This is a genomic window from Mesorhizobium sp. M7A.F.Ca.CA.002.05.1.1 (assembly GCF_003998335.1).
GTDB lineage: Bacteria > Pseudomonadota > Alphaproteobacteria > Rhizobiales > Rhizobiaceae > Mesorhizobium.
On record NZ_RZQI01000059.1, the window covers coordinates 1 to 13061 of the forward strand.

Annotated in this window: 13 protein-coding genes; all 13 read right to left on the minus strand. The window is 62.4% G+C overall.

Translation table 11 applies throughout. The features are described from left to right. Window positions 1–1151, minus strand: a 1151-nt coding sequence (gene proS / locus EN939_RS05325; protein ID WP_127267196.1) for a proline--tRNA ligase, incomplete at its 3' end; no start/stop codon positions are given. Between the two features lie 653 nt (window positions 1152–1804). Next, window positions 1805–2089: a DUF1467 family protein gene (locus EN939_RS05330; protein WP_127267197.1), complete on the minus strand. Its 285-nt coding sequence runs from the start codon at window positions 2087–2089 to the stop codon at window positions 1805–1807. Continuing rightward, window positions 2086–2490, minus strand: a complete 405-nt coding sequence (gene mce, locus EN939_RS05335) for a methylmalonyl-CoA epimerase (protein WP_127267198.1) — start codon at window positions 2488–2490, stop codon at window positions 2086–2088. Before mce ends, EN939_RS05330 begins: the two co-directional genes overlap by 4 nt. 95 nt (window positions 2491–2585) lie before the next feature. Beyond that, complete coding sequence (locus EN939_RS05340; protein ID WP_127267199.1) at window positions 2586–4256, minus strand: ribonuclease J; 1671 nt, start codon at window positions 4254–4256, stop codon at window positions 2586–2588. A 118-nt stretch (window positions 4257–4374) separates the two neighbouring features. Beyond that, window positions 4375–5196, minus strand: a complete 822-nt coding sequence (locus EN939_RS05345) for a biotin--[acetyl-CoA-carboxylase] ligase (RefSeq protein WP_127267200.1) — start codon at window positions 5194–5196, stop codon at window positions 4375–4377. Between the two features lie 5 nt (window positions 5197–5201). Further along, complete coding sequence (gene nuoN / locus EN939_RS05350) at window positions 5202–6638, minus strand: NADH-quinone oxidoreductase subunit NuoN (protein ID WP_127267201.1); 1437 nt, start codon at window positions 6636–6638, stop codon at window positions 5202–5204. Between the two features lie 18 nt (window positions 6639–6656). Then, window positions 6657–8162 carry an NADH-quinone oxidoreductase subunit M gene (locus tag EN939_RS05355; protein WP_127267202.1) on the minus strand — a complete coding sequence of 502 codons (1506 nt, stop codon included), beginning with the start codon at window positions 8160–8162 and terminating at the stop codon, window positions 6657–6659. Further along, complete coding sequence (gene nuoL, locus EN939_RS05360; protein WP_127267203.1) at window positions 8162–10135, minus strand: NADH-quinone oxidoreductase subunit L; 1974 nt, start codon at window positions 10133–10135, stop codon at window positions 8162–8164. The genes EN939_RS05355 and nuoL overlap by 1 nt, the downstream gene beginning before the upstream one ends. Window positions 10136–10145: 10 nt before the next feature. After that, window positions 10146–10454 (minus strand): NADH-quinone oxidoreductase subunit NuoK, encoded by a 309-nt coding sequence (gene nuoK / locus EN939_RS05365; RefSeq protein ID WP_010910101.1) that lies wholly within the window; start codon window positions 10452–10454, stop codon window positions 10146–10148. 1 nt (window position 10455) lies between these two features. Next, window positions 10456–11076, minus strand: coding sequence for an NADH-quinone oxidoreductase subunit J (locus EN939_RS05370; RefSeq protein ID WP_127267204.1), 621 nt, complete (start codon window positions 11074–11076; stop codon window positions 10456–10458). 239 nt (window positions 11077–11315) lie between these two features. Further along, window positions 11316–11807, minus strand: coding sequence for an NADH-quinone oxidoreductase subunit NuoI (gene nuoI / locus EN939_RS05375; protein WP_023812382.1), 492 nt, complete (start codon window positions 11805–11807; stop codon window positions 11316–11318). After that, the gene (gene nuoH / locus EN939_RS05380) at window positions 11807–12850 is read right to left on the minus strand and encodes an NADH-quinone oxidoreductase subunit NuoH (RefSeq protein ID WP_027034808.1); all 1044 of its coding nucleotides are present in this window, start codon (window positions 12848–12850) and stop codon (window positions 11807–11809) included. The genes nuoI and nuoH overlap by 1 nt, the downstream gene beginning before the upstream one ends. 2 nt (window positions 12851–12852) lie before the next feature. Next, window positions 12853–13061, minus strand: a 209-nt coding sequence (locus tag EN939_RS05385; protein WP_164750886.1) for a hypothetical protein, incomplete at its 5' end; no start/stop codon positions are given.

Here is a 13061-nt window from a genome sequence, read left to right on the forward strand (position 1 = left end):
GTGTCGTCGTAGAGCACGTCCTTGCCGGCGGCGACGAAAGCGGCATGCAGCTCGTCGCAGACGCGGTCGCACTCGGCGTCGCCCGCTTTCATGTTGATCAGCCCGATGTCGAACGGAGCCACCGCCTCCGGCCAGATGATGCCGTTGTCGTCATGGCTGGCTTCGATGATCGCCGCGACCAGCCGCGACGGACCGATGCCGTAGGAGCCGCCGGAGACGAAATGATCCTTGCCGTCGGGCCCGGTCACCTTGGCGCCCATCGGCTTGGAGTATTTGTCGCCGAAATGGAAGATGTGGCCGACCTCGATGCCGCGCGCCGAAACCTTGTCGCTCTCGCCGATCTTCTCCCACGCCGCCTCGTCGTGCATCTCGTCGGTGGCCGCGTAGGGTGTCGTCCAGGTCTTGACGATATCGCCGATCTCGGCGGCATTGGCGAAGTCGGTCTTCTCTCCGGGCACATCGAGCGAAAGATAGTCGCGGTGGCAATAGACCTGGCTCTCGCCGGTGTCGGCCAGGATGATGAATTCATGGCTGAGATCGCCGCCGATCGGCCCGGTGTCGGCCCGCATCGGTATCGCCTGCAGCCCCATGCGCGTAAAAGTCCGGAGATAGGACACGAACATCCTGTTGTAGGCCGCCCTGGCGCCCTCGAAGTCGAGGTCGAAGGAATAGGCGTCCTTCATCAGGAACTCGCGCGAACGCATGACGCCGAAGCGCGGCCGCACTTCGTCGCGGAACTTCCACTGGATGTGGTAGAGATTGAGCGGCAGGTCCTTGTAGGATTTCACATAGGCGCGGACGATCTCGGTGACCACTTCCTCATTGGTCGGGCCGTAGAGCATGTCGCGGTCCTGCCGGTCCTTGATGCGCAGCATCTCCTTGCCGTAGTCGTCATAGCGGCCGCTTTCGCGCCACAGATCGGCCGACTGGATGGTCGGCATCAGGATTTCCAGCGCCCCGGCGCGGTTCTGCTCCTCGCGAATGATGCGGCAGACCTTGTCCAGCACCCGCTTGCCGAGCGGCAGCCACGAGAAACTGCCCTGTCCCTGCTGGCGGATCATGCCGGCACGCAGCATCAGCCGGTGCGAGACGATCTCGGCCTCGCGCGGGTTTTCTTTGAGGATCGGCAGGAAATAGCGCGACAAACGCATGGACAGGTCCGTGAGTGAGGAGGGCCGCGCCAGAATCGGCGCGACTTTGGCTTGCTTGACCCGGCTTCATAGCCATTTCAAGGCGGAATGGGAACCCGGACGCTTCGGCCCGAAAAGCGGCAATCGATTTCAGAAAGCACGGGATAGCCGGGATCAGAAGCGTCGCACCGTCCTTCGCCCGCCCAGAAGACCCACGGCGCTGCAAGGCCTCCCGGTCACCGCGCGCGTCTTGATGATCGTTCGCCAAGCAACGCCTGCCACACTATTGTGCAGTGCAGCACGAGAATGCCCGTTTCAAGGCAAAATTCTTCGTGACATTTTCATTCGCCTTAGGCTAATGTACCTCGATAACCGAGAGGGTAGAAAAAAATCTGCTCTCCTACGCGGTCAAAGTCTTGGGAGGATGCGATCTAGGCGCGGTTACTCGCTGCCGCCGGAAACCGGAAACAGATCGGACGCGTTTAAATTGCAAGGCCTCGTGCCTTGCATTTTTTTTGTGCAATCATCTGCTTAGCGCAACGCGTTGCCAAACCACCTTACCCAGCGTCAGCGCTCGTCCGGCCGCAAAACGGCACGGCATCCCTGTCTGGAACCAAGCTGTTCCGAAGGATGAAAACGTCTTTGCCGGACAAATCTTCTTGGGCCGGGGCCGGCTATTTGGCTAAGGTTTGGCTGAATTCCGGCACGATGTGCGGGATGTCGTTGAGGCTGTATCCAAGCCCATGCGTCAGGCCATAGAAAATGCCCATCAGGATCGCGGTGGCGATGGTGGTGCGGATCACGGCGCGCAGCATGTGGGGACCGCGCGGCGCGCTCGGAACCGTGCCCAGCGTCACGTCACGATCATCGTCCTGCGTCCTCACGCTGAACGGCAGCACGGCGAACAGCACCACCCACCAGGTCGCGAAAAACAGGGCGGTGAACGAAACCCAGCTCATGATTGCTCCAGTTCGATCAGCGTTCCGAAGAAATCCTTCGGATGCAGGAACAGCACCGGCTTACCGTGCGCGCCGATCTTCGGATTGCCGTCGCCCAGCACGCGGGCGCCGGCGGCCTTGAGCCGATCGCGCGCGGCCAGTATGTCGTCGACCTCATAGCAAAGGTGGTGCATGCCGCCGGAAGGATTCTTCTCCAGGAAGGCGGCGATCGGCGATCCCTCGCCCAAAGGCTCCAGAAGTTCGACCTTGGTGTTGCCGACATTGACGAACACCACCGTCACCCCATGCTCCGGCAGCGCCTGCGGCGCCGTCACTTCCGCGCCCAGCGTGTTGCGATAGGCAGCGACGGCAGCCGTAAGGTCCGGCACGGCAAGCGCGACATGGTTCAGACGTCCGAGCATTGGCACTCCCAAGTAGGGGAGTAGGGGAAAAGACAGATATGTCAGCTGTTTGCTCTTCCTACTCCCCTACTCCCGTACTCCCCTACTCCCTTTCGTCATCTTGTGACGAATACAGTCACGAGCGGCTTCTTGCCCCAGGCTTCGTTGGCGGCGCCGCGCACGGCGCGCCGCACTGCTTCCTGAACCAGGTCGAGATCTTTTCGGCGCTGACGGGGGATGGAGTCCACCGCGCCGATTGCCGCATCGATCATCAGATCTTCCAGCGACTCGCCACGGCCATCGGCCTCGGCGACGCCGATGGCGACCAGGTCGGGGTCGCCGGCAAGCTCATATTTGTCGTCCAGGACGACATTGACCGCCACATGGCCGGCAAAGGACAGCTTGCGCCGGTCGCGGATGCCCATCGCCTGATCGGTGCCGATCAGTCTGCCATCCTTGTAGATACGGCCGAACGGCACCTGATCCATGATGGTGGCTGGGCCGGGAGCAAGCCTGAGCATGTCGCCGTCGCGCACCTGCGCCACCTGGCCGATGCCCGATGTCGACATCAGCGAGCCCTGCGCCACCAGATGTGCCGCCTCGCCATGCACGGGAACGCCGATCTGCGGGCGCACCCATTCATACATCTTGCGCAATTCGCTGCGCCGCGGATGGCCGGAGACATGCACCAGTGCATCGCCGTCCTCGATGATCTTGACGCCGAGGTCGATGAGGCGGTTCTTGATCTCGAGGATCGCCTTCTCGTTGCCGGGAATGGTACGCGAGGAAAACACCACCGTGTCGCCTGCCGTCAGTGACACCGACTTCATCTCTTCGCGCGACAGCTTGGCCAGTGCGGCCAGTGGCTCGCCCTGGCTGCCGGTGCAGATGATGACCAGGTTCTCGCGCGGGATGAAACCAAAATCCTCCTCGGCGATGAACTCCGGCAGACCGTCCATGTAGCCGAGTTCGCCGGCCACATCGATGACCCGCTTCAGCGAACGGCCAAGCACCAGGCACTGGCGTCCGGCATCGCGCGCCGCTTTGGCGATCGAGACGATGCGTCCGACATTGGAGGAGAATGTGGTGACGGCGACACGGCCCTTGGCAGCCTGGATGACGCCCTTGAGGCCCTCGCCCACAGCCACTTCCGAAGGCGACTCACCTTCGCGCAGCGCATTGGTCGAATCGCAGATCAGCGCCAAAACGCCCTTGTCGCCATAGGCGCGGAAACGCGCCTCGTCGGTCTTCGGCCCGATCGTCGGCTCCGGATCGATCTTCCAGTCACCGGTATGGATGACGGTGCCTGCCGGCGAGGTGATCGCCAGCGACATCGGCTCGGGAATCGAGTGCGCGACCGGAATGGCTTCGATCTCGAACGGGCCGACGGTGAATTTCTCGCCCGCCCGGTAGATCGTCACCGGTATTTTCGGCGCGCCCTGCTCGCCTTGCCGCTTGGCCTCCAGCAGGCCGGCGCTGAACGGCGTCATCCAGACCGGCGCCTTCAGCTTCGGCCATGTGTCGAGCAGCGCGCCATAATGGTCTTCATGCGCATGCGTGATGATGATGCCGCGCAGATTGGCGAGGTTCTCCTCGATGAATCGCGTGTCGGGCAGCACAAGGTCGACGCCCGGCAGGCTGGCATCGGGGAAGGTCACCCCGACATCGATGACGATCCATTCGCGCGCATTGGGCGGCCCGTAGCCGTAAAGAGCGAAGTTCATGCCGATCTCACCGACGCCGCCGAGCGGCACGAAGACGAGTTCGGCGGTTTCCGCTTTCGCCATGATTTTTCCCTTCCTGGCCCTCAGGCCAAGCCCAAAAAGCAATTCCGGGAAAAGTTTGTAACGGTTTTCCCACCGGAGTTGCGCAAAAACAAACAGTTAGAACCGTTCATGAACGGCTCTATGCCCTGGCCGAAGCGACCGCGCCGAAATGCACATCGCCGGCGGCGATCGTCCGAACCGAACCTTCATCGTCGCGGATCACGAAACGGCAGTCCTCGTCAATGGTCTCAAACACCCCACGCACCACATTACCGTCAATTCTGACAGCAACTTCGCCGCCGAGCCCCGCAGCACGATCAAGCCAGCGTCGCCTGACGGCGGCAAGTCCGCGCCCCTCGTCCCACAATCGGGCATTCTCGCTCCATGCATCCGACAGCGCCAGGAACAGTGTTTCCGCATCGCATGCCGCGCCCAGCGCGCTGAGTGATGTTGCGGGATAGGGCAAATCCTCGGGGTATGCCACCACATTGACGCCGATGCCGACCGCCACCGCGAAACGGCCGCCTTCCAGGATTGCCGATTCCAGCAGGATGCCGGCCAGCTTGGCGCCGGAGGCGAGCACGTCGTTCGGCCATTTCAGTTCGAAACGGTTCTTTCCTTCGCTGCCGCCGTCGAGGCCGATGGCGATCCGGCCCTTCGGCACCACGGCGTCGAGCGCATCGGCCAGCGCCAGTCCGGCGACGTAGCCCAGCGTCGCGGCAAGGCGAAGCTCCGCCTTGGTGATGACGAGCAGCGTCGCCGCGAGGTTGCCTTCGGGGGTCGCCCAGACGCGGCCGCGCCGGCCACGCCCGCTTTCCTGCTTCTTGGAAACGACCCACAATCTGCCGGGGTCGCCTGCCCTTGCGTGGTCCAGTGCCAGCCCATTGGTGGAGCCGACGCTCTCATGCGCCTCGAGCCGGAACCCTTCCGACGCCGAGGTTGGAGCCAGCCGAAATGCCATGCCGACTAGAAAAACGTCTTGGCGGCGGCTTCGGCATAGGTGCCGATCGGCCCGCCGATCAGCACGTAGAACAGCACGAAGGCGCCGGAGACGCCGAGCACGACACGCAATTCCGTCGCCATCGGCACGAAGCCGCCAACCGGTTCGTCGAACCACATGATCTTGATGATGCGCAGGTAGTAATAGGCGCCCACCACCGAGGCCAGCACGCCGATGATCGCCAGCGCATAGAGATTGGCGTTGATGGCGGCGAGGAAGACGTACCATTTCCCCCAGAAGCCGGCGAGCGGCGGAATGCCGGCCAGGGAGAACATCAGGATGGTCAGGATCGTCGCCATGATCGGATTGGTCGACGACAGGCCGGCCAGGTCGCTGATCTGCTCGACATTGCCTTCCTTGCGCCGCATGGCGAGGATGAAGGCGAAGGTGCCGAGCGTCATCACCAGATAGATCAGCATGTAGATGGCAACGCCGCGCACGCCGGCCTGGCTGTTGGCGGCAAGGCCGACCAGCGCGTAGCCCATATGGCCGATCGAGGAATAGGCCATAAGCCGCTTGATGTTGGTCTGGCCGATGGCGGCGAAAGCACCAAGCGCCATCGAGGCGATCGAGATGAAGACGATGATCTGCTGCCAGTCTGCGGCGATCGGCTTGAACGCGCCCATGGTGACGCGAACCATCAGCGCCATCGCCGCCATCTTGGGCGCCGCCGCCAAAAAGGCCGTCACCGGCGTCGGCGCGCCCTCATAGACGTCTGGCGTCCACATGTGGAACGGCACCGCCGAGATCTTGAAGGCCAGGCCGGCCAGCACGAAGACGAGGCCGAAAACGAGGCCAAGCTGGCGCTCGCCGCTGCCGAGCGCAGAAGCGATTTCCTGGAAGCCGGTGTTGCCGGTGTAGCCATAGACCAGGCTGATGCCATAGAGCAGCATGCCCGACGACAGCGCGCCGAGGACGAAATATTTGAGGCCAGCCTCAGTCGAACGCAGATTGTCGCGGTTGATCGCGCACAGCACGTAGATCGCCAGCGATTGCAGTTCGAGGCCGAGATAGAGCCCGATCATGCTATTGGCGGAGATCATCAACATCATGCCGAGCGTGCACAGCAGGATCAGCACCGGATATTCGAACTTGTCGAAGCGTTCAGCCTTGGCAAAGCGCATCGACATCACCAGCGTCACCGCCGAGCCGACCAGCGCCAGCACCTTCATGAAGCGGGCGAAGGAATCCTGGATGAAGGCATTGCCGTAAGCGCTGCCCTGCCCGGTCCGGAAGATCAGCCAGGCGCCTGCGATCGCCAGCACGGCCACCGCAAGGCCGGTTACCGTGTTGGCCGTGTTGGCGCGCGAATAGGCTCCGACCATCAGCAGCGCCAGCGCGCCGACGGCAAGGATCAGCTCTGGCGTCGAGAGCGACAGGCTGGAGAGAAGGTCCGGCGTCATGGTTCGCAAAACCTCTGGTCAGTTCGCCGCCGCGGTCTGCGCGGCGCCGATGGATGCAGTGACATTGGTGACGAGCGACTTGACCGATTCGGCCGTCGCGTCGAAGACCGGGGCGGGATAGACGCCGAAGAAGATGACTAGAACGACCAGCGGGTAGATGATCACCTTCTCGCGCAGCGACAGGTCGAGCAGGCCCTTCAGGCTGTCCTTGGTCAGCGCACCGAAGATCACCCGGCGGTAGAGCCAGAGCGCGTAGGCGGCCGACAGGATGACGCCGGTGGCGGCGAAGAACGCCACCCAGGTGTTGACCCGGAACACGCCGAGCATGGTCAGGAACTCGCCGACGAAGCCGCTGGTACCGGGCAGGCCGACATTGGCCATGGTGAAGATCAGGAACACCGTGGCGTATTTCGGCATGTTGTTGACCAGGCCGCCATAGGCCGCGATCTCACGTGTGTGCATGCGGTCGTAGATGACGCCGACGCACAGGAACAGCGCACCGGAGACGAGGCCGTGGCTGAGCATCTGGAAGATCGCGCCCTGCACGCCTTCCTGGTTCATGGCGAAGATGCCCATGGTGACGAAGCCCATATGAGCAACCGACGAATAGGCGATCAGCTTCTTCATGTCTTCCTGCATCAGCGCCACCAGGGAGGTGTAGATGATGGCGACGACCGACAGCGCGAAGACCAGCGGCGCGAACATTTCCGACGCCAGCGGGAACATCGGCAAGGAGAAGCGCAGGAAGCCGTACCCGCCCATCTTCAACAGGATGCCGGCCAGGATGACGGAGCCCGCCGTCGGCGCCTCGACGTGCGCGTCGGGCAGCCAGGTGTGCACCGGCCACATTGGCATCTTCACCGCGAAGGAGGCGAAGAAGGCAAGCCATAGCCAGGTCTGCATGCTGGCCGGGAAGTTGTGGGTCAGCAGCGTCGGGATGTCGGTTGTGCCGGACTGGAAGAGCATCGCCATGATGGCGAGCAGCATCAGCACCGAGCCGGCGAGCGTGTAGAGGAAGAACTTGAACGAGGCGTAGACGCGCCGCTTGCCGCCCCAGACGCCGATAATGATGAACATCGGGATCAGGCCGGCTTCGAAGAAGACGTAGAACAGCACGATGTCCAGCGCGCAGAACACGCCGATCATCAGCGTTTCGAGCAGCAGGAAGGCGATCATGTAGGCCTTCACGCGCTTCTCGATCGATTCCCACGACGCCAGGATGCAGAGCGGCATCAGGAACGTCGTCAAGATGACGAACAGCATCGAGATGCCGTCGACGCCCATATGGTAGGAAATGCCGGAGTCGAGCCAGGCGACCTTCTCGACGAACTGGAAGCCGGACTGCGAATTGTCAAATCCGGTCCAGATGAACAGCGAGATGATGAACGTGAAAGTCGTCGTCAACAGCGCGATGGCGCGGATGTTGCGGCGTGCATTTTCGCTGTCGTCATTGATGAACAGGATAAGCAGCACACCAACCAGCGGCAGGAAGGTGACCAGCGAGAGGATTGGCCAGGCGGTCATCAGAGCATCATCCAGGTGACGAGTGCGGCAACGCCGATCAGCATGGCGAAGGCGTAGTGGTAGAGATAGCCGGTCTGCAGCTTGACGACGCGGTCGGTGACATCGACGACGCGCGCCGCAATGCCATCCGGGCCAAGGCCGTCGATGATGGTGCCGTCGCCGGTCTTCCACAGGAAATGGCCGAGGCGCTTGGCGGGCCGCACGAACAGGAAGTCGTAGAGCTCGTCGAAATACCACTTGTTGAGCAGGAAGGCGTAGAGCCCGCGATGCTGCGCGGCGAGGTTGACCGGCATTTCCGGCGAGCGGATGTAGAATTTCCAGGCCAGCGCGAAGCCGATCAGCATGGCGATGAAGGGCGACAGTTCGACCCACAGCGGCAATTCGTGGATGTCGTGCAGGATGTGATTGTCAGGCAGTGTGAACAGCGATGCCTTCCAGAACTCGGCATAGCCCTCGCCGATGAAGGCACCGTGGAAGATGACGCCGGCAAACAGCGCGCCCGCGGCCAAGATGAACAGCGGCACCAGCATCACCGGCGGCGATTCATGGACATGGTGCATCACCTCATGGCTCGCCCGCGGCTTGCCGTGGAAGGTCATGAAGATCAGCCGCCAGGAGTAGAAGGAGGTGAAGCAGGCGGCGATGACCAAAAGCACGAAGGCCATGCCGGCAACCGAATTGTGGCCGGCAAAGGCGCTCTCGATGATGGCGTCCTTGGAGAAGAAGCCGGCGGTGCCGATGACCGTCACCGGAATGCCGACGCCGGTCAGCGCCAGCGTGCCGATCACCATCATCCAGTAGGTGGTCGGGATCAGTTTCCTGAGGCCGCCCATCTTGCGCATGTCCTGCTCGTCGGACACGGCATGGATGACCGAGCCCGAGCCGAGGAACAGCAGCGCCTTGAAGAAGGCATGCGTGAACAGGTGGAAGATCGCCGCGCCATAGGCGCCGACGCCGAGTGCCACGAACATGTAGCCGAGCTGCGAGCAGGTCGAGTAGGCGATGACGCGCTTGATGTCGTTCTGGACGAGACCGACGGTGGCCGCGAAGAAGGCCGTGAAGGCACCGATGAAGGTCACCACAGTCAGCGCCGAATGCGACAGTTCGAACAGCGGAGACAGCCGTGCCAGCATGAACACGCCGGCCGTCACCATGGTGGCGGCATGGATCAGCGCGGAAACCGGTGTCGGGCCTTCCATGGCATCCGGCAGCCAGGTGTGCAGCGGCACTTGCGCCGACTTGCCCATGGCGCCCATGAACAGGAGCAGGCAAACGATCGTCATGGCCGCCTGCTTGTCCAGCGCATAGCCGAGGAAGGTCAGCACCGCGGCGCCGTGCGGGGCGCCTTCGGCCGGAATGAACGTCGCCGCATTGGCAAAGATGGTGCCGAGATTGACCGAACCGAACAGCACGAACAGGCCGAAAATGCCGAGCGCGAAGCCGAAATCGCCGACGCGGTTGACGACGAAGGCCTTGATTGCCGCGGCATTGGCCGACGGCTTCTTGTACCAGAAGCCGATCAGCAGATAAGAGGCGAGGCCCACCCCTTCCCAGCCGAAGAACATCTGCACCAGATTGTCTGATGTCACCAGCATCAGCATGGCGAAGGTGAACAGCGACAGATAGGCGAAGAAGCGCGGCCGGTTCGGATCGTGGTGCATGTAGCCGATCGAATAGATGTGAACCAGCGCCGACACGGTGTTGACCACCACCAGCATCACCACCGTCAGCGTGTCGATCCTGAGCGCCCAGGCCGCTTCCAGCCCGCCTGACTGGATCCAGCGCATCACCGGCACGGTGAACACCTCGCCATGGCCGAAACCGACGGTGAAGAAAGCGACCCACGACAGCACGGCCGCGATCACCAGGAAACCGGAGGTGATGTATTCGGACGCCTTGGCGCCGAGCGACGTGCCGAACAGGCCGACGATCAGGAAGCCGAGCAGGGGAAGGAAGACGATGGCCTGATACATGGTGGTTCCGTCAACCCTTCATCATGTTCACGTCTTCGACCGCGATCGAGCCGCGGTTGCGGAAGAAGACGACGAGAATGGCAAGTCCGATGGCGGCCTCGGCCGCCGCGACCGTCAGCACGAACAGCGCGAACACCTGGCCGACCAGATCGCCCAGTGCCGCCGAAAAGGCGACGAAATTGATGTTGACCGCCAGCAGGATCAGTTCGACCGACATCAGGATGACGATGACGTTCTTGCGGTTCAGGAAGATGCCGAACACGCCGAGCGTGAACAGAACAGCCGATACGGTCAGATAATGTGCGATGCCGACAACCATCTCAGAGTCCCTCGCCTGTCTTGACCTTGCGGATTTCCATGCCGGTCGCCGGCGTGCGGCCGACCTGGGCCGCGATCGACTGCCGCTTGACGCCTGGCTTATGGCGCAGGGTCAGCACGATGGCGCCGATCATGGCGACCAGCAGCACGAGGCCCGAAATCTGGAAGTAGTAGAGGTAGTCGGTATAGAGGATGTCGCCGAGCGCGGCGGTATTGGTCCGCGTGGCGAGATCCGGAATGGGTTTGGAGACCGTCGAAGCGAGCTGCGGCGCGAAAGTGTAGCCGCCGAGAACGACGATCAGCTCCGCCGCCAGGATCAGCCCGACCAGCGCGCCTATCGGCGCATATTGCAGTGCGCCTTCCTTCATCTCGGCGAAATCGACGTCGAGCATCATGACCACGAACAGGAACAGCACCATCACCGCGCCGACATAGACGACGAGCAGGATCATCGCCAGGAACTCGGCCCCGGTCAGCATGAACAGGCCGGCGGCGTTGAAAAAGGTCAGGATCAGGAACAGCACCGAATGCACGGGGTTGCGCGACGAAATGACCATGAACGCCGAAGCCACCGCGACAAAGGCGAAGAGGTAGAAAAAGGCCGCCTCTAGTCCACTCAACATTGGGGATCCCCCGGGTTCCTGTACGAACAGGACGCTCGTCCTGTTTGTTGTCTCTGGCCTGGTTCCGCCTCCGGTTCCAAAGCCGCGTTGTCCTAGCCCATGTTCCGATCGGGTTGAAAGGCCCGATCGAAAGAAACATGGGCCACTCTGTATTCCGGAGCATGATCTGGTCCGAAAAGTCCGCAACTTTTCGGGATCATCCTCTGGACGAGGCCCCTGCCCCGCCCATGCGTCAAATATCAGCGGTAGGGCGAGTCCAGCGAGATGTTGCGCGCCAGTTCGCGCTCCCACCGGTCGCCATTCGCCAACAGCTTGTCCTTGTCGTAGTAGAGTTCCTCGCGCGTCTCCGTCGCGAATTCGAAATTCGGCCCCTCGACGATGGCGTCGACCGGGCAGGCTTCCTGGCAGAAGCCGCAATAGATGCACTTCACCATGTCGATGTCGTAGCGAACCGTGCGGCGCGTGCCGTCATTGCGGCGCGGGCCGGCCTCGATGGTGATGGCCTGCGCCGGGCAGATCGCCTCGCACAATTTGCAGGCGATGCAGCGTTCCTCGCCATTGGGATAGCGGCGCAGCGCATGCTCGCCGCGGAAGCGCGGACTGGTCGGCCCCTTCTCGTGCGGATAATTGATCGTCTCCTTCGGCGCGAAGAACTGGCGCATCGACAGGAAGAAGGCGCTGACGAAATCCTGCAGCAGCAGCGATTTGGCGGCTTGGGAAAGAGCGGACATCACGCAAACCCCGTGATCTTGAGGAAGGCCGCGGTGGCGACCACCATGAACAACGAGATCGGCAGGAACACTTTCCAGCCAAGCCGCATCAACTGGTCGTAGCGGTAGCGCGGCACGAAGGCCTTCACCATGGAGATGCCGAAGAACACGAAGCAGACTTTCAGCACGAACCAGATGACGCCCGGCACCCAGGTGAACGGCGCGAAGTCGAACGGAGGCAGCCAGCCGCCGAGGAACAGGATGGTGGCCAGCGCGCACATCAGCACGATGGCGACATACTCGCCGAGGAAGAACAGCAGGAACGGCGTCGACGAATATTCGACCATGTGGCCGGCGACCAGTTCCGATTCGGCTTCCACCAGATCGAAAGGCGGCCGGTTCGTCTCGGCCAGCGCCGAGATGAAGAAGATGATGAACATCGGGAACAGCGCCAGCCAGTTCCAGTCGAGGAAGGTGTTGGGCAGGCCAAGCCGCGTACCAATTCCATCATGCTGCGACAGCACGATATCGGTGAGGTTGAGCGAGCCGGCGGTGAGCAGAACGGTGACGATGACGAAGCCGATCGAGACCTCGTAGGACACCATCTGAGCGGCCGAACGCAGCGCGCCGAGGAACGGATATTTCGAGTTGGAGGCCCAGCCGCCCATGATCACGCCATAGACCTCAAGCGAGGAGATGGCGAAGACATAGAGGATGCCGACATTGACGTTGGCGATCGCCCAGCCCTGATTGACCGGAATGACCGCCCAGGCCGAGATCGCCAGCACGGCCGAGACCAGCGGCGCCAGCAGGAACACGCCCTTGTTGGCGCCGGACGGGATGACCGGCTCCTTGAAGACGAATTTCAGCAGATCGGCGAAAGCTTGCAGCGTGCCCCAGGGGCCGACGACGTTCGGGCCACGGCGCAGTTGCACCGCCGCCCAGATCTTGCGGTCGGCGTAGAGGATGTAGGCAACGAAAATCAGCAGGATAACGATCAGCACGACCGATTTCAGCAGAATGATCAGCGCCGGCAGCACGTAGAAGGAGAAGAAAGTGTCCATGCTTATTCCGCCGCCTGCTTGAAGCCGCTCTTGGCCAGTGCCGAGCATTCCGCCATCACGGCCGATGCCCGCGCGATCGGGTTGGTCAGGTAGAAATCCGTCACCGGCGAGGTGAAGGTGCCCTTGTTCAGCCGCCCGCCGAGCTTCGCCACCCCGGTGATGTCCTCGGCATTGCCCGCCGCGACCTGGTCGATACGGGCCAGATGCGGGT